At 69.2% G+C, this 18,719-nt stretch carries 15 protein-coding genes; 9 read left to right on the forward strand and 6 right to left on the reverse strand.

The features are described 5' to 3' along the window. Positions 1–87: 87 nt before the first annotated feature. The 3 genes from Q0Z44_RS04755 to Q0Z44_RS04765 form a co-directional block, all read right to left on the reverse strand. The gene (locus tag Q0Z44_RS04755; RefSeq protein ID WP_298010998.1) at positions 88–528 is read right to left on the reverse strand and encodes a DUF4398 domain-containing protein; all 441 of its coding nucleotides are present in this window, start codon (positions 526–528) and stop codon (positions 88–90) included. A gap of 94 nt (positions 529–622) precedes the next feature. Then, a complete protein-coding gene (locus Q0Z44_RS04760; RefSeq protein WP_298010999.1) occupies positions 623–2,653 on the reverse strand; it encodes an ATP-binding protein in 2,031 nt (676 codons plus the stop codon). A 4-nt stretch (positions 2,654–2,657) separates the two neighbouring features. After that, entirely contained in the window at positions 2,658–3,266 is a 609-nt protein-coding gene (locus Q0Z44_RS04765; protein ID WP_298011000.1) for a YfiR family protein, read from the reverse strand. Between the two features lie 303 nt (positions 3,267–3,569). Here Q0Z44_RS04765 and Q0Z44_RS04770 point away from each other — a divergent pair, with 303 nt between their 5' ends. Continuing rightward, complete coding sequence (locus tag Q0Z44_RS04770) at positions 3,570–5,702, forward strand: AsmA family protein (protein ID WP_298011001.1); 2,133 nt, start codon at positions 3,570–3,572, stop codon at positions 5,700–5,702. A gap of 89 nt (positions 5,703–5,791) precedes the next feature. Continuing rightward, positions 5,792–7,036 carry a hypothetical protein gene (locus tag Q0Z44_RS04775; protein ID WP_298011002.1) on the forward strand — a complete coding sequence of 415 codons (1,245 nt, stop codon included), beginning with the start codon at positions 5,792–5,794 and terminating at the stop codon, positions 7,034–7,036. A gap of 49 nt (positions 7,037–7,085) precedes the next feature. On the opposite strand, the gene rpoN is transcribed toward Q0Z44_RS04775, so the two are convergent. Then, the gene (gene rpoN, locus Q0Z44_RS04780; protein ID WP_298011003.1) at positions 7,086–8,540 is read right to left on the reverse strand and encodes an RNA polymerase factor sigma-54; all 1,455 of its coding nucleotides are present in this window, start codon (positions 8,538–8,540) and stop codon (positions 7,086–7,088) included. 335 nt (positions 8,541–8,875) lie between these two features. After that, on the reverse strand, positions 8,876–9,244 hold the full coding sequence (locus Q0Z44_RS04785) for a hypothetical protein (RefSeq protein WP_298011004.1): 369 nt from the start codon (positions 9,242–9,244) through the stop codon (positions 8,876–8,878). A 124-nt stretch (positions 9,245–9,368) separates the two neighbouring features. Between Q0Z44_RS04785 and Q0Z44_RS04790 the strand changes: the two genes are divergently transcribed. The 6 genes from Q0Z44_RS04790 to Q0Z44_RS04815 all read left to right on the forward strand — a co-directional run bounded on the left by Q0Z44_RS04790 (position 9,369) and on the right by Q0Z44_RS04815 (position 16,389). Continuing rightward, a complete protein-coding gene (locus Q0Z44_RS04790) occupies positions 9,369–9,950 on the forward strand; it encodes a hemerythrin domain-containing protein (RefSeq protein ID WP_298011005.1) in 582 nt (193 codons plus the stop codon). A gap of 53 nt (positions 9,951–10,003) precedes the next feature. Then, positions 10,004–11,239 carry a beta-glucosidase gene (locus tag Q0Z44_RS04795; protein WP_298011006.1) on the forward strand — a complete coding sequence of 412 codons (1,236 nt, stop codon included), beginning with the start codon at positions 10,004–10,006 and terminating at the stop codon, positions 11,237–11,239. Positions 11,240–11,260: 21 nt separating this feature from the next. Continuing rightward, the gene (locus Q0Z44_RS04800) at positions 11,261–13,828 is read left to right on the forward strand and encodes an FAD-dependent oxidoreductase (protein WP_298011007.1); all 2,568 of its coding nucleotides are present in this window, start codon (positions 11,261–11,263) and stop codon (positions 13,826–13,828) included. A 10-nt stretch (positions 13,829–13,838) separates the two neighbouring features. Continuing rightward, positions 13,839–14,780 (forward strand): amidohydrolase family protein, encoded by a 942-nt coding sequence (locus Q0Z44_RS04805; protein ID WP_298011008.1) that lies wholly within the window; start codon positions 13,839–13,841, stop codon positions 14,778–14,780. A gap of 31 nt (positions 14,781–14,811) precedes the next feature. Next, positions 14,812–15,978, forward strand: coding sequence for a glycosyltransferase family 4 protein (locus tag Q0Z44_RS04810; RefSeq protein WP_298011009.1), 1,167 nt, complete (start codon positions 14,812–14,814; stop codon positions 15,976–15,978). 90 nt (positions 15,979–16,068) lie between these two features. Continuing rightward, a complete protein-coding gene (locus Q0Z44_RS04815) occupies positions 16,069–16,389 on the forward strand; it encodes a BON domain-containing protein (protein ID WP_109038205.1) in 321 nt (106 codons plus the stop codon). Between the two features lie 49 nt (positions 16,390–16,438). On the opposite strand, the gene Q0Z44_RS04820 is transcribed toward Q0Z44_RS04815, so the two are convergent. Further along, positions 16,439–17,350, reverse strand: a complete 912-nt coding sequence (locus Q0Z44_RS04820; protein ID WP_298011010.1) for a YihY/virulence factor BrkB family protein — start codon at positions 17,348–17,350, stop codon at positions 16,439–16,441. An 83-nt stretch (positions 17,351–17,433) separates the two neighbouring features. Between Q0Z44_RS04820 and Q0Z44_RS04825 the strand changes: the two genes are divergently transcribed. Further along, on the forward strand, positions 17,434–18,654 hold the full coding sequence (locus tag Q0Z44_RS04825) for an AI-2E family transporter (RefSeq protein WP_298011011.1): 1,221 nt from the start codon (positions 17,434–17,436) through the stop codon (positions 18,652–18,654). Positions 18,655–18,719 lie beyond the last annotated feature (65 nt).

Genomic DNA, 18,719 nt, shown 5'->3' on the forward strand with positions numbered 1-18,719 from the left:
AGGCGACCCCTGCGGGTCGGGATGGCGTGGCGGCGGGCGTGTGCCCGGCGTCGCCACGCAGTCAGAAGGCAACGGCGGGAACGGCGCTCAGGGGCGCGGCGAGCCGCCCGGGCTGGTGCCCGCGCCGCCTGCGCCTGCACCGGCGCCGCCAGGTGCGTTGCTGTTGATCTGCTGCTGCAGCGTGCGCACGCCGGCGCGCACTTCGTCCGCGGCCCGGCGTGAGCGCTCGGCCTGGGCCTTGGTTCGCGCCACCTGGGCGTCGACATCGGCCTCGTCGGCCAGCTTGCGCGCGGCCTCGAATTCGCGTTCCTTGGCCGCGGCCACGGCCATGGCGTATTTCTCTCGGGCGCGCTGCAGCTCGACCGGGGCCAGCTCGCCCGCCCCGGCCGTCTGCGCGGCCTGGATGGACGCCTGCCCCACGGCCAGTTGCTCCCTCGGCACGGGGGCCGAACCGCATCCGGCCAGGATGGCGGCTGCGGCACAGACACCGGCCGTCAGCGGCCAGGGTGATCGCTTTTCTGCTTGCATCGGTTCACCTCTTCATCGGGTTGTTCCAGGTGTCACCAAATGGCATATGGCGTGCCCGGTGAAAAACCGCGATCCCGGGCGTGTCAACGGCAATTTATGCCGGGCGACGTGCCAGCTTGCCGGTGGAATCGGCCAGAGGCTTGAGGATCTCGAGCAACTGCGACACATTTACGGGCTTGGCCAGGTGGTGCGTGATGCCCGAGGCCCGGCTGCGATCCCGGTCACTGTCCTGGTTCCAGCCGGTGATCGCGATCAGCAGCGTGTCTCGGGTCTGCGGGTGCTGGCGCAGTTCATGAGCCACCTCGTGACCATTCAAGCCTGGCATGCCGATGTCGAGGATGACGACGTCCGGCGCCTGCGCCAGTGCAATGCCCAGTGCCTGCTCCCCATCGTGGACCACGGTCGTCTGGTGGCCCAGGCCTTCCAGGATCTGCGCAAGGCTGGTCGCGAAGTCGACGTTGTCATCGGCCACGAGCACGTGCAGCCTGCCGGCCCCCTCTGGCCTGGGCGCCTCGACCAGGCTGGCCGGTGTGTCGGGCACCGTGCGCTCGGGGTCGGGGCAGCGCGGCAGCGTGACGGAGAACGCCGATCCCTGCTGCGGCCCGGCGCTGTGCACCGTGATGCGCCCGCCATGCAGCGCGGTGAGTTGCCGCGCGAGCGTGAGGCCCACGCCCAGACCGGCACGGCCGTGCTCGATGGAGGGCCCGCCCTGCACGAACATGTCGAACACGGCACGCTGCATGTCGGCCGGGATGCCGATGCCGTTGTCCTCGACGGTGACGGTCACCTCTTCCGCGTCCATGTCGAGGGCCAGCCGGATCCGGCCGCCATCTGGTGTGTACTTCGCGGCGTTGTTGAGCAGGTTGGCGAACACCTGGGCCAGGCGGGTCGCGTCGGCCTCGATGTAGATGGGTCCGGGCGGCAGCGCCTGTTCGAAGGCATGTCGTCGCGCTTCCAGCATGGGCTGGGCAATCTCGACGGCGTCCTTCAGTACCCTGAGCAGGTCCACCCGCTCGCGGTGCAGCAGCAACTTGCCGGTGGTGATGCGGGAAACGTCCAGCAAGTCGTCGATGAGGCGCACCATCTGCCTCAGCTGCCGGCCCATGATGTCCAGCGCGCGCTGACGCAAGGCGGCATCCTGGTCGCCCGTGCGACGCAGGATCTCGGCGGCGTTGCTGATGGGCGCCAGCGGGTTGCGCAGTTCGTGGGCCAGCGTGGCGAGGAACTCGTCCTTCTTGCGCGCTGCGGTGCGCAGGGCCTCCTCGGCCTTGCGTCGCTCGGCCATTTCCACCGAAAGATGGTGGTTGCTCTGCTCGAGTGCCTGGGTTCGCGCGGCCACTTCGGCCAGCATGTCGTTGAAGGCATCGACCAGTTGCCCCACTTCGTCTGACGAGGTGCGGGGCGCGCGCAGCGAGAAATCGCGCTGCACCATGACGTCGCGCGCCACCTGGGCCACCCGCAGGATGGGCTCGGTCACGGCGCGTTGCAGCCTGGTGGTGAGCAAGGCCGCAGCGGCTGTGCTTGCGGCCATCACGCCCAGCAGGATGATGACGTAGTCCGCCAGCCGGCCGGCCATGTCGTTGTCGGTGCGCAGGTAGAGCCAGCCCAGCAGCTCGTCGTTCTGCCGGATGGGGTGGAAGAGTTCGAGCCGGTCCCCCCGCACGGCAAAGCCCGGGTCGCCGGTGGTGAGCGGGATGTCGGTGGCCTGCTGGGGCGGGCGCAGATAGGTGGCAAACAGCTCGCCCTTGCTGAGATAGACGGCGGCGGTCGTGATCTGAGGGCGCGGCCTCAGCATGTGCAGGTTCTCGGCTGCGGCGCGCGTGTCCTTGAACGAGAGGGCGGCAGCCATGGCCTGGCCCACGATGTCGGCCTGCGTCTGCAGGTCGGCCTCACGCGAATGCCGGTAGGCGCGCTGCTCGTAGAACAGCAATGCTGCTGCGCTGAGCAGCAGGGCCAGTCCGGTGGTGGACAGCACGACGAGCATCACCTTGCCGCGCAGCGTCGGTCCGGTGAACTCGTCGGTGGCGATCGCGCGTTGCTGGCCATTGGCCAGGCGGTCGAGCACGCTGATCCACCAGCGGGCGAGCCGCCGGCATGCCGGTGTGAAGGGCAGTCGGGCACCCATGGTGTCAACGTCCTCCGAGAACACGGTCGGCCAGGGCCAGCAACCGTGAGCTGACCGTGAGCCCGGTCCGATCGGCCGCGAGCAGAGAGGCCTCGAAGCGCAATTGATCCTGCACCGTGATGAAGTTGAAGAGCGCTCCGGCCGCCAGCCCGTCCGGGTGTTCCGTCACGAGAAGCAGGGGTGCGGCCCGCGCTGCCCGCATGAGGCTGCTTTGCTGCAGGTCGACGCGACGACCGATGTAGAGCAGGTGCACACCGAGGAGCGGGTCGCCTTCGTTGATCTGACGGCGGACGACAGGCCGCTGGTGGCTCACGCGCTGCGCCACCAGAGGACCCAGCGCCTGGTACACCTCGTCTGCACCGGCCACGGCCACAACAAGGGGCTGGCCCGGGGGCGGCAGCGTGGTGCCCGGGAACACCACGTAGCCCAGAAAGCGCAGGAGGTGGTCCGCACGGGCTGCGTCCAATGAGGCGAGCACGGGTTCGATGGTCGCGATGGCGGCCGCGGGCTCGCTCGCCCCGCCCGCCAGCGCGACGGAGTGGCAGACCATGAGCGCCGCAAGGGCCCAGCAGGTCAACCGGCCACGCCAGGCGTGGGCGGTCGGTGCCCTCACGCGGTGATCCCGCAAGACGCCGGGCGCGCAGGCCCGTTGGCGACACAGGCGGGTGTCGGGGCAAGGCCGGGGCGGGTCTCTGGGCGCATCGTCTCGTGTGAATGTGACAAGGTGCCACTGAGGTAGCACGGAGCGTACCGGCCCGGGGCATCCCTGATGCCACCAGGGAAAACCGCCCGAGGCGCCCTTTCAGGCAGCTTTCCTTCGAAGAAATTACCGGGGTCCGCGGTAAGGCTTACCGCGGCATGCAGCTTGCCAGAGTGGCGTGTTGCCCCTGCCTGTTCAACGTTGAGCCTCCACCGGATGACCCCCGACACCCCGCCCACCGCAGCCGCCGTTCCTCCATCCGCCCCCCGCGAAGGCCGGCCCCGCCGCCGGCGAGGGTGGCACGTGGCGGGGGTGGTGGTGCTGTTGTTGGTGGCGGCGGTGGGCGTTCTGGAATGGCTGGGCTGGCCGATGGCCCGTGCGCCGCTCGCGAAAGCGCTGAGCACGCAGCTGGGCCGACCCGTGACGCTGGATGCGCCGTTCGCGCTCCGGCTCATCGGCCGGATCCGGCTGGAAGTGGGGCATGTGGTCGTGCCCCAGCCGGCATGGTTCAAGCCGGCCTCGGGGCAGGCCGGCAAGCCGATGCTCGATGCACGCGAGCTGGTGTTGTCGGTGCCGTACGCAACCGTCTGGGCCGCCTGGCGTGGCGACCCCATGCCCCAGTGGCGCGTGAGCGAACTGAGCGCATCGCGGCTGGAAGCCGTTCTCATGCGCGATGGTGAGGGCCGTGCCAACTGGCGCATCAGCCCCGACGGGCGGGCGCCGCAGCAGACGACGGCGCAGTCGGAAGGTGTGCCCCGGGTCGACCGTCTGGTGGTGCGCGAGGGCCAGCTGCAGCTCGACGACGCCGTGATCGATCTCGACCTGAAGGTGAATGCCACCACGCAAGAAGGCGGGCGCGCAGATGCCGGCGCGGCCGGTCTGGCGGTGGACGGACGGGGGCGCTATCGCAAGCAGCCCTTCGAAATCAGCCTGCACGCCAGCGGGGTGCTGCCACTGTTGTCCGAGGGGCGCGCCAGCGTGGCGGTGCCCGTGCGCATCCGGGCCGACACGGGCGGGGCCGCCCTGGCCTTCGACGGGGTGAGCCACGATGTGCTCAGCCTGCGTCAGCTGGATGGGCGCCTGACGCTGAAAGGGCGGTCGCTCGCAGCCGTGGGGGATGCCGTCGGCGTGACGCTGCCCACCACGGCACGCTTCAACCTCGATGGGCAATTGCGCAAGGACGGCGAGTTGTGGGCGCTCGATGTGAAGCGCCTGAGCGTCGGGCGCAGTGAGCTGGCCGGGCGGTTCCGTTTCGATCGGCGGCGTGCGGTGCCGCTGCTGGAGGGCGAGCTGGGTGGGCGCCTGTTGGCCCTGGTCGACCTGGCGCCGGCCATCGGCGCACCGACCGAGCCGGCGCAGCGCCGTCGTGCGCCAGGCGAGCCGGTGCTGCCCCAGCGCGAGTTCGACGTGCCCTCGCTGCGGGCGATGGACGCGAAAGTGCGCATTGACGTGCGTGAGGTGCAACTGGGGGCGTTGTTTGCCGAGCCGCTGTCGCCGCTCAAGGGGGTGCTCACCTTGCAGGGCGGGGTGCTGCGCATCGATGACCTGCTCGCGCAGGCCGCGGGCGGACGGGTCAGCGGCGATGTGCGCCTCGACGGTCGGCAGAGCACGTTGCGGTGGCACGCCGATCTCGACTGGTCGGGCATCGATCTGGCGCGCTGGCTCAACCAGCCCGAGCCACCGTCTCCCGTGGTCCGGAAGGGCGATGGCAAGGCGCCCGTTCGCAAGGCGTCGGCCGACAAGGGCGACGGGCTGCTGGCCGCGCCCGCCTTGCGGGGCCGCCTGGGTGGCCGGGCAACGGTGGACGGCACCGGGCGCTCCACCGCCGCGTTGCTGGGTTCGCTGCAGGGCCAGGGGGCCATGTGGATCAGCGAGGGCCGCATCTCGCGGCTGCTGGTCGAGGCCATGAGCCTGCACGTGGCCGAGGCGCTGGGCCTGGTCGTGCGCGGTGACGAGGTCCTGCCCATGCACTGTGCAGCCATGCAGTTCAAGGCGCGCGAAGGCATCGTGCGCCCCGATGTCGCCATCGTCGACACGCCCGCCGCGACCATCCTCGCCAGTGGTGCAGTGTCGCTGGCGACGGAACGGTTGGCGCTGCGCATCGACAGCCGCCCGCGTCAGATGAGCCTGCTGTCGCTGCGCACGCCGGTGGACATCGGCGGCACCTTTGCCGACCCGGCTGTGGGGCTGCATCCGGACCCGCTGGGCTGGAAGGTGCTGGCCGCTGCAGCGCTCAGCGCGGTGGCCCCCCTGGCCGCGCTGATTCCTCTGGTGGACCCGGCTCAGCCCACCGATGGCGGGTGCCGCGAGGCCCTGCAGCACCTGGGCGTGCGGGCCCCGAAGCGGTGACACACGGGAACATGGCTTGCCGAACTTCGTTTGCCGTGTCGTGACAAGACCCGGCCTCGGACACAGCAACCATCGCATCGAAAGGACGCATGATGAACCAGCGCCAGAACACCCCCGGCCAGGGGCAATACCAGGGTCCGGAACACCAGCAGACGCAGCAAGGGCAATACGGACAGGGGCAGTACGGCCAAGGACAGAGCCCGTACGGACAAGGGCAATCTGGACAAGGACAGTTCGGACAGCACAACCCCGCATCGGGCTTTGGTGGCGGGCAGCACAGCGCCCGCGACACGCACATGGGACAGCAGGGCGGTGCCTATGGCGGCGGCCAGATGGGCGGTCACATGGGCGGTCAAATGGGCAGCCAGGGCGGGGACTATGGTGGCAGCACGGGCTGGCAGTCCGGCGGTCACGGGGCCTCGCATGACAGTGGCAGCAACTACGGCTTCCCGGGGCCTTCGCAGGCCGGGCAGGGCAGCGGCATGGGTTTCCACAGCGCGGGCGGCAGCAGCGGCCTGGGGGGCAGCAGCGGCATCGGCGGCGGCAGTGACCACGTCTACCAGGGCATCGGTCAGGAGCACAGCAACTACAGTCAGGGCCAGTCGCGCTTTGGCGGCCAGGGCAGCCAGAGCCCGTATGGCGGGCCGACCGTACAGCATCAGGGCAGCTCGCCGTTCGGCGGCAGCCCGCAAGGGTCGTATCAGGGCGGGCAGGGCCATTCTGGCTGGCAGGGCGGGGGCCAGGGACCGAACTGGCATGGCCAGGGGCTGGGGCAGCAGGGCGGCGGCCTGGGTGGCATCAGCCACACCATGGGCAGCAGCCTGGGTGGTCAGGGCCAGGGCAGCAACTGGGGCCAGGGCCAATCGGGCCAGGGCAGCTGGGGGCAGGGCCACCGGGGCAGCCACGACGATGAGCAGTTCGATCCCGACTATCACCAGTGGCGATCCGAGCAGCTGCGCACGTTCGACGACGATTACCGGCAGTGGCGCCAGGATCGCTTCCGCCGTTTCTCCGACGAGTTCAGCCAGTGGCGGCAGGGGCGTCAGTCGACGGGCAACCCTGGCGCGGGCGGCATGCTGGGTGAGGAGACGGGCGCCCGCAGCGCCGGGGCACTCGGCGGCCATCAGCAGGGCACGGCCTCGACGGCCACCGGCGGCAGCACCACGCAGGGGCTGCTGGGTGCCACCGGGGCGGGCGCTTCGGCCTCCACCACCGGCGGCGGGTCGGGCAAGGCCGGCACGTCAGGCCAGTCGGGCAGTGCCATCGATCAGGAGTCGGGCAGCGGTACCACCGGCACCACCGGCAGCGCCTCGGGCGGCAGCAAGTCGAAGTGATCCCGCTGCAGGGGCCGCGTGAGCGGCCCTTGCGCCCGGTCGTTGCGGATCAGGTGTGGCGGCGGCGCTGTTCCACTGCCGGCAGCTTCAACAGCTGCCGGTATTTGGTGACCGTCCGCCGCGCCACGGTCAGCCCCTGCCGGGCCAACTGCCGCGCAATCTCGGCGTCGGACAGCGGATGGGCGCCGTCCTCTGCCTCGATCATGTCCTTGATCAAGCCGCGGATGGCGGTCGCCGAACAGGTGCCGCCACTCTGCGTCGGCATCGAGCGCGAGAAGAAGTACTTGAGCTCGAACACGCCCGCGGGGGTCGCCATGTACTTGTTGTTCGTCACGCGTGACACGGTGGATTCGTGCAGGCCGACCTCTTCGGCGATCTCGCGCAGGCCCAGCGGCTTCATGGCCATCGGGCCGTACTCGAGGAAGTGGTGCTGGCGCTCGAGGATGGCCTCGGCCACCGACAGGATGGTGGCAAAGCGCTGCTCCACGTTGCGTACGGTCCAGCGCGCTTCCTGCAGGTGGGCGGCCAGCTCGGCATGCTGGCCGTCGCGGTGCCGGCGGAACAGGTCGGCATAGACCTGATTGAGCCGCACACGGGGCACCACGGCCGGGTTCAGCACGGCGGTCCACCTGCCTTTGATCTTGCGGGCGATCACATCCGGCGTGACGTACTGGATGTCGGCCGAGCCATGGCGCCAGCCGGGCCGCGGGTCCATGTGGCGAATGCGGTTGCAGGCCGCTTCCACCTCGTGCACGGGACGGTCCATCACGCGCGCCAGGTTCATGCTGTCGCGGTGGGCGAGGCGCTCGAGGTGGTGATCGATGATCTCGGCGGCCACCTCCCGGGTGGTCGGGCATTCGATGAGGTGCAATTGCAGCCGCAGGCACTCGGCCACATTGCGTGCGCCGACGCCAGCGGGCTCGAGTCGTTGCACGAAGGCCAGGGCCTCGTCGAGCTCGGCCTGGGTGACCTCGGGCTCGAGTTCGGCCAGGCAGGGCACGTCGCACAAGGCCGAACGAAGGTAGCCGTCGTCGTCCAGCGATTCGATCACGCAGTTGACCAGCATCCGCTCGCGGGCCGAGAGATGACGCAGGCCGGTCTGAGCATGCAGGTGCTGACGCAGGCCGACATCGGCCGGCACCATGTCCATCACGCTGGTTTCGCCATCGCCGCTGCCGCTGCGAGGGCTGGTGCTCTGCTGCCAGCTGTCGCGCTCCCACTCGACGTCGGGTTCGGCCTCGTTCGTGGTGGGCGCGCTGTCGATCACGGGTTCGTTGGCGGCCGTGGTCACCGCGGTCGGGACATCGCTGCTCCCTGACGTGCTGCTTTCATCCGCGCCGGGCTCCACGTCCTCGGTCTCGAGGAACGGGTTCTTGCCCATCGCATCGCGTATTTCCTGGGCAAAGTCCAGCGACGACAGTTGAAGCAGGCGCACAGCCTGCTGCAGGCGGGGCGTCAGCGTCTGGTGCTGCCGGTGCTCCACGCGCATCATGGGTGTGTTCATGGGTCCTCTTCTCGTCAAGTCGGTTGAGACCCCGCTGTTTTCGCAACATCCATGCCTCTGTGCGCATTGGACGGAGCGGTGAATGGGTCAACTTGACAGGGCCTGCGTGTCAGATCTGCCAAAGGGCGCGATCCAGATTGCACGCTCCCTTCGGGGCGACTGCGGAACACGTCTTTCAGAACCGGTCAGAAGCACTTTGTAAGCGCTTGTAGGTGGAACCGGACACCCCGGCGCGCTGTTTGCCGGCAAGGTGAAAAGACCCCGCGGAACGGGCCCGTTCCGGTCCGATTTACATACGGCGGCCTGTCCTTGCCGTAAAGCCTGCTTGCGGCCCTTCAGGACCGCGGCGTACCACGTGACCGCTCGGTGGATGCGCGCCTTGCATCCCGTTCTGATGGGGCAGTGGCGTCGTCGTGGCCCCGTCCTTCCTGCCCGTCCGGACCGCGAAACCGGCGCTGGTAAAGCGCGTCCATCGGCGGCCCCAGGCTGCTGTCCTGAATGCCGGCTTCGGTGTCCCGGGCGGCCTGTTCAATCACGTCGCGTGACTCGCCCAGTTCCTGACTGGAGCTCGATTCGTCGCGCTCGTGCGGCAGGCGGGGCGCACGTTCGCCTCCCTGGACGGGGACGGTCTCGCCGGGCGGCATGCCGCGGGAGCCCCCCGGTTCCGGGGTGGGTTGAATGCGGGGGGTGGTGTCTGCGGTCATGGGGTCCTCCATGCTAGCGACGGGCAAGCGCCGTACCCCCCATCAGCGGGGGAGGTATGTCGTTTGCTCAAGCGGTGCGACCGAGCGGCACACCGCTGCCGGCGTGCCAAAGCCAGGAGCCACCATGACCGCCCATGCGACCTTGACCGCAACCCGCACACGCAGTGCCAGCCGCACCGGCACGCAGGCGCGGCACGAAGTGCTCGACATGCTCAAGGAAGACCACCGCCTGGCACAGACGGCCTTCCGCGAGTTCGAGAAGCGCTGGGCGGCCGAGGACGTCGAGTATTGCGCGCGCATCGTGACGCAGACCTGCGTGCAGCTGGAGTTGCACGCCCGGCTGGAGGAAGAAGTGTTCTATCCGGCGGTGCGCGAGGTGCTGCCGGCCACGGAGCTGGTGGACGAGGCCGAAGTGGAGCACGACAGCACGCGGGTTCTCATCCGGCAGTTGCAGCGCATGCAACCGGGCGACGACAAGTACGCCGCCACTTTCCATGTGCTGGCCGAATACGTGCGCCATCACGTCAAGGAAGAGGAAAGCCGGCTGTTCCGCAAGCTGACGCGCTCGACGATGGACTGGCCGCAGCTGCTGGAAGACATGCTGGTGCGGCGCGAACAGTTGATGGACGAGCTGGGCCCGGGGGGCGAGGCGCTGAACGATGTCCGTGTGCCGCGCGCCCACCTCGCGAACGGCACGCGTCAGTAAGACCGGCGGGGTCGCGCGTGACGGCGATACTGCCTGGCTCACCTTCTGAGCGTGTGACGCCGGACCGGGCGCCGACCGGCCTGCCGGCCTCGTGGCACGAGGCGCCTGCGGACACGCCCCCGCTGAACAGCTTCTGGATGGGCGGCATCGAGGGCGCGGACCACCTCAACAGCCACGGTGTGCCGCTGGACATGACACGGGCCTGCGGGCACCGTGCACACCTGGACGAAGATTTCCGGCAGCTGGCGCACTGGGGCTTGCGCACCGTGCGTGAAAGCGTGGGCTGGCGCCTGTGCGAACGCGATGGACAGGTCGACCTGACGCCAGCGCTGCAGATTGCCGAAGCCGCGCAGCGGCATGGCGTGCAGGTGCTCTGGACCCTGATGCATTACGGCACGCCGCCCGACATCAGCCTGCTGGACGACCGGTTCCCCGAGCGCTTTGCCCAGTTTGCCGGCCAGGCGGCTGCCGCGCTGGCGCCGTTCAGCGACACGCCTCCGGTCTACACCCCGATCAACGAGATCAGCTTTCTGTCATGGGCGCTGGCCGAAACCCGGATGCTGCACCCGTACGGCCCCGCTGCTGCAACGGGGGACTCCCTGGCCGGCAGCACGCTGGCGGACGGCTTCAGCATCAAGCGCCGCCTCGTGAAGGCCGTGCTGCTGGCGATCGACGCCATCCGGGCGGCCGACCCGCGTGCCCGCTTCCTGCACGTCGAACCCGTCGTGCATGTGGTGCCACCGGCCGACCAGCCGGAGCTGCAACCGCTGGCCGACCAGGTGGCGAGCTACCAGTGGCAGGCCTGGGACATGATCGCCGGCCGTCTCGCGCCCGAGCTGGGTGGCAACCCGGCTGCGCTCGACCTCATCGGCATCAACCACTATCACAACGGCCAGTGGGAGGTCGTCACCGAGCGGCGCCTGCACTGGCATCTGCGTGACCCGCGTCGGCGTCCGCTGTCGCGCCTGCTGTACGGGGTGTGGCGTCGCTACCGGCGACCGATCCTGATCTCGGAAACCAGCCACATCGGTGTGGGCCGCGCCGAGTGGCTCGATGAAGTCGCCACCGAAGTGCAACTGGCCCTCGCCGAGGGCGTTCCGGTGCACGGACTGTGTCTCTACCCCATCTTCGACCGGCCCGACTGGGAACGCGAGGACCACTGGCACCACAGCGGCCTGTGGGACCACTGCGTCACTGGCTCAGCAAGTGAGCCGTGGCCGCGCCGGCTCGATCTGGCCTATGCCAGCGCACTAGCCCGCTGGCAGGTTCGCCTGCGCGGGCCCCATTGAACACGACACAAGGACAAACTCATGGACACGCTCATCGTCTTCTCGCACTTGCGCTGGCACTTCGTGTACCAGCGGCCGCAACACCTGTTGACGCGGCTGGCACGCACCCGGCGTGTCATCTACGTGGAGGAGCCGATGCGCGCCGAGGGCCCTGCGCGCCTGGAGAAGACGTCGGTGGCCGAGCACATCGAGGTGTGGCGCCCGCACACGCCCGTGGAGGCCCCTGGGTTCCACGATGACCAGTTGCCGGTGCTGCGGCGCCTGCTGGAGGCCGAGCTGCGTGCGGCCGGCGGCGAGGCGCCCACGCTGTGGTTCTACACCCCCATGGCACTGCCGCTGGCCAGTGGCTTGCGACCCCGCGCCATCGTGTATGACTGCATGGACGAGCTGTCGGCGTTTCTGGGGGCACCACGGCAGATGCAACAGCGCGAGGCGGCCTTGCTGAAATGCGCCGACCTGGTCCTCACCGGCGGGCCAAGCCTGTACGAGGCGCGGCGCGGCCTTCACCCGAATGTGCAGTGCCTGCCCAGCGCGGTGGACGCCCGGCATTACGCGCCGGCATTTGCCCTGTCGCATGCCGATCGGGTGGCCCAGGCCGATGCGCTGCAGCAGCACATCCCCCGACCGCGCCTGGGCTTTGTCGGTGTGATCGACGAACGACTGCACACCGCCCTGTTGCGCAGCCTGGCCGAGTCGCGGCCCGACTGGCAGGTGGTGATGGTCGGCCCGGTGGTGAAGATCGACCCCGCGAGCCTGCCGCAGGCGCCGAACATCCACTGGCTGGGGCCCCAGCCGTACGGCCTGCTGCCGCAGATCATGGCCGGCTGGGATGTGTGCCTGCTGCCGTTCGCACTCAATGAAGCGACGCGCTTCATCAGCCCGACGAAGACGCTGGAGTACCTTGCCGCCGACAAGCCGGTGGTCAGCACGCCGGTGGCCGACGTGGTCTCGATGTATGGCGATGTGGTGGAGGTGGCGGCCGATGCAGCGGGTTTCATTGATGCCTGCGAGCGCCTGCTGAACGAGGACGAGGACCGGCGCACGCGTCGCCATGCCGACCGGCTGGCCACGGTGTCGCGCTTCTCGTGGGACCAGGCTGCGGAGACGGTAGAGCAGGCCCTCGCCGCCTTGCCGGGTCGACGCGCCGACCAGCTGGGGCCGTTTGCCGATGACAGGCCGGCCGGCATGACGGCGGCCACCGCGTCGACGGGCACGGCCCCGCTGCAGGTCCGCCACATCGTGGTGGGGGCCGGCCCGACCGGGCTTTCGGCTGCCTACCACCTGGGGCTCGATGCACGGGGCGGCGACACGCTGCTGATCGAGCGCGAGGCCACGGTGGGGGGCTGGTGCCGCTCCATTCAGGATGCGGGGTTCACCTTCGATTACGCGGGCCACATCATGTTCTCCAACGAGCCCGAGGTGCTGGCGCTGTACGACAAGCTGCTGGGCGACAACCTGCACTGGCAGCAGCGCGAAGCGTGGATCTACAGCAAGAACGTGTACACGCGCTATCCCTTCCAGGGCTCGCTCTATGGCCTGCCGCCAGCCGTGCTCAAGGAGTGCCTGATCGGCGCCATCGAGGCGCGCTTCGGCCCCTTGTCCGGTGAGGGGGCCCCCGCGGCGTCCCAGCCGCCGGCCAACTTCAAGGAGTTCATCCACCGCGTGTGGGGCGACGGGATCGCGCGCCACTTTGCCACGCCGTACAACGAGAAGCTCTGGGCCGTGCCGCTCGAAGAGATGGAGACCTCTTGGCTGGGAGGCCGTGTGCCGCTGCCCGATCTGGCGCAGATGATCGAAGGTGCGCTCGAGCCCACGCCTGCGCCGATGGGGCCCAACGCGCGCTTCGGCTACCCCTTGCGCGGCGGCTTTCAGGCCTTGATGGACGGCTTCCTGCCGCACCTGCGGGGCACCGAGATCGCGCTGCGCACCAGCGTCGTCCATGTGTCGCCGCGCGACCGGACGGTGCGTCTGGACGACGGCCGCACGGTGCGCTTCGAGACCCTGATCAGCACCATGCCACTGCCGCAGCTGGTGGCCGCGTGTGGCGAGGAAGCGCCTCAGGCCGTGCGGGAGGCGGCCCAGGCCCTGCGCCATGTGTCGGTGCGGTGCGTCAACCTCGGCGTGGCGCGTGAGGCGCTGACCGACAAGCACTGGATCTACTACCCCGAAGACACCGTGTTCCACCGCATCTTCGTGCAGGGCAACGCCAGCCCGCACTGCAACCCACCGGGCGGCTTCGGGCTGACGTGCGAGATCACCTACGCGCCGGGCAAGCCCTTGCCCTGTGACGGCCAGGCCTTGATCGACCGCGTGGTGGCCGACTGCAGGCGCGTCGGCATGCTGCGCGACGACGACAAGCTGATCACCGCCAACCAGGTCGACATGCCGTGCGCCTACGTGGTGTACGACCACGCCCGCGCTGCCAACGTGCAGTGCATCCGTGACTGGCTGGCCAGTGCCGGCATCGTGCTGGCGGGGCGCTACAGCGAGTGGGCGTACTACAACTCGGACCACGCCTTCGTTGCCGGCCGTCGCGCGGCCGATCAGGCACTGGCCACCTTGCCGCCCATGCTGGCGCGGGCGGTGTGACGGGCGCCCGATGCGGATCGACGCCCACATCCACTGTACCGGCGACGAAACGGCCGATGGCGTGGTGCGGGCGCTGGATGCGGCCGACATCGACGTCGGCGTGCTGCTGGCACCCTTTTTGAGCCCGGGCTACAGCCTCGATGACGCGGCCTCGTTGCGCCGCGCCAATGCCCACCTCGGCCGCCTGGTGCGGGCGCATCCGGACCGGCTGGTCGGTCTTGCCGTGGTTGATCCAAGGGATGCCGATGCGGCAAGCGACCTGCGGCGCGCACGCGAAGACCACGGCCTGGCGGGCGTGAAGCTCGTGCCCACCGGCTGGTATCCATACGACGACGCGGTTCAACCCGTATTTGCTGAAGCATGCCGGCTCGATATGCCGGTGCTGTGCCACAGCGGCATCTTCATCGACGGCCGATCCGGCCGGTTCTGCCGCCCCGCATTCTTCGAGGCCTTGCGGGCCCACCCGGGCCTGCGGGTGACGTTGGCCCACCTCAGCTGGCCCTGGACAGACGAGGCCATTGCCGTGGGTGTCATCGACCTGATCAATGGCGTGCCACCCGACCGGGTGGCCTTCCGCTTCGACATCTCGTTCGGGCCGCCGCCGCCCTACCGGCTGGAGGTGCTGCGTCGGGCGCTCGATGTGTTGGGCCCGGAGTTGCTGCAGTTCGGCAGCGACTGCTTTCTGCCTTGCCCGGCCGCCGAGCTGATCGAGCGCCGCCGATGGGTGGAGGTGCTGATGGACGAACTGGCGCTCGAGCCGGCCGCGCGCGAACGCATCTGGTGGGGCACGGCCGCCGCCTGGCTGGGGCGTCATCTGCCCACGCCTGCCCCGCGCCCCCCTGCGCCTTCGCACACCGACTGGCCGGCCCGCCTGCCCGTGGCACCGTCTGACGATGACCCCGATGCGTCGCTTTTCGACCGGCCCCTGCGCTTGATGCCTCGGTGCTGCTGATCCAACCAACCTCTGTTTCGCCATGCCCAGCGTGTCCAATGCATCCCAGCGCGTCCAGGTCCTGCAGGTCCTGGGTAACGCCATCGTCGGTGGCATGGAGACCTATGTCTCACGGTTGATCGAACGCCTGCCGGCGGACCAGTTCGGCATCACGGTCCTGCTTCCCTGGGAGAGCGAACTCTCCGACCACCTGCGCTCGCTGGGCGCCGAGGTGTACGTAACGCCGATGCCGGACAACCCGCCCTGGAGCGCCATTCAGACCGTGAGCGCCCTGGTGAAGGCCCATGCCATTGATGTGCTGCACGCGCATCTGCCCAACGCACACCTCTTGTCTGCGCTGGTCGGTCGCTTGTGCAGCAAGCCGGTGATCACCACCATCCATGGTCGGCAGCTCAGCACGCTCGACCTGGAGGTGCACCGCACGGCGTCCACACACCTCAGTGTGGTGTGCCGCCAGACCTACTTCCATGCGCTCGGTCTGGGCGTCAGTCCCTCTCAGCTCCACCTCATTGCGAACGGGGCCGACACGACGCTGTTCGTGCCGCGTCGCGTGCGCAACGGCCCGCTGCGCCAGGCCCTGGGTGTGCCGCCTGAGGCGCCGCTGGTGGGCCAGGTCGGGCGGTTGTCGGCCGAGAAGGGCCCCGATGTCTTTGTTCGCGCGGCCCTGGCCGCGCACGCCGTCATGCCGGATGTGCACTTCGTGCTGATCGGTGAGGGGCCACTGCGAACCGAGCTCGAGCAGACCGTGGCCCGCCTCGGCCTGACGGAGCGTGTGCACTTTGCCGGCCTGCAGACCGACATGGCGAACATCTACGCCGAACTCGACGTGGTGGTCTCGGCGTCGCGTTCCGAAGCCATGCCGCTGGCGGTCCTGGAAGCCATGTCCAGCGGCGTGCCCGTGATCGCCACCCGGGTGGGAGGCGTGCCGGATCTGGTTCAGCACAACTTGAGCGGCTGGCTGGTGGGCGATGGCGATTACGACGCGATGGCGGCTCAGTTGGTGAGCCTGTTGCGTGAGCCGGAGCGCGCCGCGTCCATGGGGCAGCGTGCGCGCGAGCGTGTGGTCAGCCAGTTTTCGCTGGACCACAGTGTGGCCGGGACGGCGCAGTTGCTGCGCAAGCTGGCCCAGCGCGGTGGCGATGCACGGCGCGTGAGCGCCGTGATGCCCGGCGAAGGCGGCAAGGCCGTGGCCGGATGACCCCACATTCAAGGGGGATGGGCACCCGGCTTGCCTTCTCCTGTGTGCCGGCCCCACCGGGCCGCCTTTTCCATCAACAAGGAGCTCACCATGAAAACATTCATCGCCGCCACCACCGTTGCACTCGCTTCCGTCTTCTCTCTGGGTGCCTGCGCCGTCACCAGCGGCCAGAGCACCGTGGGACAGTACGTGGACGATGCCACGATCACGGCGCGTGTGAAGGCCAAGTTTGCGGAGGATAAGCAGGTCAGCGCCATGCGCATCAACGTCGAGACGCTGAAGGGTGAAGTGCAGCTGTCGGGCTTTGCTTCGAACCAGGACGAAAAGGCCCGTGCGGGTCAGATCGCGCTCAACGTGCCGGACGTCAAGAACGTGCGCAACAACATCGTGGTACGCGCCGCGACGAACTGATCCTCATGACAAGCCGCCCCTTTTCACGCGGGGCGGTTTCCTTGAATGATCAAGCCGAAGGGGAGGGGGCACTGGCCCCCCGTGCCTCGCTGGCATCGGCGGTGATCGCGGCACCGAACAGCAGGATCTGGCCGGTGTAGTACACCCACAGCATCACCACCACGAACGACCCGGCTGCCCCGTAGCTGGACGCCACGCTGGCGCGTGACAGGTAGAGCCCGATCAGGAATTTGCCGAGGTTGAACATCACGGCACAGGTGAGGGCCCCCGCAAAAACGGCACCCGAACGGGGTGCGCGGTCCGGCACCCAGCGCAGCAGCGCGCCGAAGGCCAGGCCTAGCACCGCGGTGGACACAGCAAACTCCAGTACGGTCAGCACCGTGCCCAGCACCACCGCGCCGGGCATGAGCGCGCTGAAGGCCTGCAATGCGGCACTGAGCAGCAGCGAGACGATCGCCAGAAAGCCGAAGCCCATCACCAAGGCCAGCCCGGTGAGCCGTGCCTTCACGAGGGCACCGATCGCCGAGGTGTCGGGCTCGACATGCATGATGCGGTTCAGCGCGCGGCGCAGTTCGGTGAAGACCCCGGTGGCGCCGAGCAGCAGCGTGAGCCCGCCGATCACCGCCGCCTGCAGCCCGTCCGGGTCCCGCCAGGCCGACTCCACCATGGCTTCGATGCTCTTGGCCGCTTCATTGCCGACCACCCCCTGGATCTCGTGCACGATCTGTCCGCGTGCCGCTTCCACACCGAAGACGGCGCCCGCCACCGAAATGGCAATCAACAGCAGCGGTGCCATTGCGAACATCGTGTAGAAGGCCAGCGCCGCGCCGAGTTGTGGGGCCCCTTCGTCCATCCAGCGCATGCCGGCGCGCATCAACAGTGTGAGCGGCGGGTGCAGAGGGGCCGGCAGATGGCGCAGGGCGCGCAGCACAGCGGGAGGCAGAACGGGTGGAGAAGCCATGGCGCGGTTCCTCAGACGGTGGAAGTGCGCCAGCACAGCAAGGCGCGCGCCCGTGGCGGGCATGTCGCTTGCCCCTGCGGGCCATGGAACAGCCTGTACGTCCCCGTCTGCCCGAGCCTTCCCCTCCGCGTTCCACGCCGGTGGTGGCCTTCACGCGGGCCGAACGCGAGGCGGCACCGCTGACCATCCCGCCCGTCGTGGTGCGTTTGCTGGGGGCGTTGCTGGGGCTGGTGCTGCTGCGGGAGGCTGCCCCCATCCTCATTCCCATTGCGGTGGCCGTGGCCCTGATGTTCGTGCTCAGCGGGCCGGTGGAGCGCCTGCATCGCCTGGGGGTGCCGCCGCACTGGGGGGCCGGTGTGGTTGTCACCATCATGCTGACGTGTGTCATCGGTCTGGGCAGCGTGCTCGCCCGGCCGGCGGCGCAGTGGGCCGAGCGGGCCCCCACCACCGTGCAACAGGTCGTAGACACCATCGAACGCATGCGGGTGGCGATGTTGCCCCCGGGTCGACGGGCCGCGCACCCGCTCCCCACCGTGCACGGTGGCGACTCCATCCAGGACAAGCTGGCCACAGAAGGGCTGCTGCTCACGCGGGTGATTTTCGGCCAAGCCATGCACTTCGCCCTGCAGGCCTCGGCCACGGTGATCCTGCTGTATTTTCTGCTGGCCTCGCAATCGTGGTTGCTGACCCGCACGGTCGAAGCCGTGAGGCGGCCTCGCGCACGGGCGCTGCTGCTGTCCGGCATCCGGCAGGCGCGGCGCGAGATCGGGCTGTTCCTCGGCACCATGGGCCTCATCAACATCGGCCTCGGCGTGGTGACCGGCATCGCGCTGGCCTTCATCGGCCTGCCGGATCCGGTGCTGTGGGGCGCCGTGGTGGCTGTGCTCAATTTCATCCCTTACCTGGGCCCCGCGCTGGTGACTGTGCTGTTGCTGCTGGCCGGCAGCATGAGTTTCGGTGCGACCTGGACCATGCTGCTGCCGGCGTCGATCTTTCTCGCGGGCCACGCTGTCGAGGCCAACCTCGTGTCGCCCTGGGTGATGGGAAGGCGCCTGCGGCTCAGCCCCTTGTCGGTGTTCCTGTCCGTGATGCTGTGGGGCTGGGTATGGGGCTTTGCCGGGACGCTGGTGGCGGTGCCCCTGCTGCTCGGCTTTCGGTGTCTGTGCCAGCGGCGGCGTGGCCTGCGGCGCATCTGCCACTACCTGGAGGGCGGTCGCAGCGACGCGCCCAGCCTGACGATGCTTTTGAGGGCGCGTGAACGCCGTCTCGCGCGGCACGTGGTACGCCCGTCGCGGCGCGCGTGAACGGCCCTTGACGCGGGCACGCAGCCTGCCTGAAGGTGGACAAAGCCGCGCCATGTCGGGTGCGG

The organism is uncultured Aquabacterium sp. (assembly GCF_947366995.1).
Taxonomy (GTDB): domain Bacteria; phylum Pseudomonadota; class Gammaproteobacteria; order Burkholderiales; family Burkholderiaceae_C; genus Aquabacterium.

Coding starts and splice junctions, on each gene's coding strand:
- Q0Z44_RS04755 (WP_298010998.1), bottom strand. CDS start 528: ATGCAAGCAGAAAAGCGATCACCCTGGCCGCTGACGGCCGGTGTCTGT.
- Q0Z44_RS04760 (WP_298010999.1), bottom strand. CDS start 2,653: ATGGGTGCCCGACTGCCCTTCACACCGGCATGCCGGCGGCTCGCCCGC.
- Q0Z44_RS04770 (WP_298011001.1), top strand. CDS start 3,570: ATGACCCCCGACACCCCGCCCACCGCAGCCGCCGTTCCTCCATCCGCC.
- Q0Z44_RS04775 (WP_298011002.1), top strand. CDS start 5,792: ATGATGAACCAGCGCCAGAACACCCCCGGCCAGGGGCAATACCAGGGT.
- rpoN (WP_298011003.1), bottom strand. CDS start 8,540: ATGAACACACCCATGATGCGCGTGGAGCACCGGCAGCACCAGACGCTG.
- Q0Z44_RS04785 (WP_298011004.1), bottom strand. CDS start 9,244: ATGACCGCAGACACCACCCCCCGCATTCAACCCACCCCGGAACCGGGG.
- Q0Z44_RS04790 (WP_298011005.1), top strand. CDS start 9,369: ATGACCGCCCATGCGACCTTGACCGCAACCCGCACACGCAGTGCCAGC.
- Q0Z44_RS04800 (WP_298011007.1), top strand. CDS start 11,261: ATGGACACGCTCATCGTCTTCTCGCACTTGCGCTGGCACTTCGTGTAC.
- Q0Z44_RS04805 (WP_298011008.1), top strand. CDS start 13,839: ATGCGGATCGACGCCCACATCCACTGTACCGGCGACGAAACGGCCGAT.
- Q0Z44_RS04815 (WP_109038205.1), top strand. CDS start 16,069: ATGAAAACATTCATCGCCGCCACCACCGTTGCACTCGCTTCCGTCTTC.
- Q0Z44_RS04820 (WP_298011010.1), bottom strand. CDS start 17,350: ATGGCTTCTCCACCCGTTCTGCCTCCCGCTGTGCTGCGCGCCCTGCGC.
- Q0Z44_RS04825 (WP_298011011.1), top strand. CDS start 17,434: ATGGAACAGCCTGTACGTCCCCGTCTGCCCGAGCCTTCCCCTCCGCGT.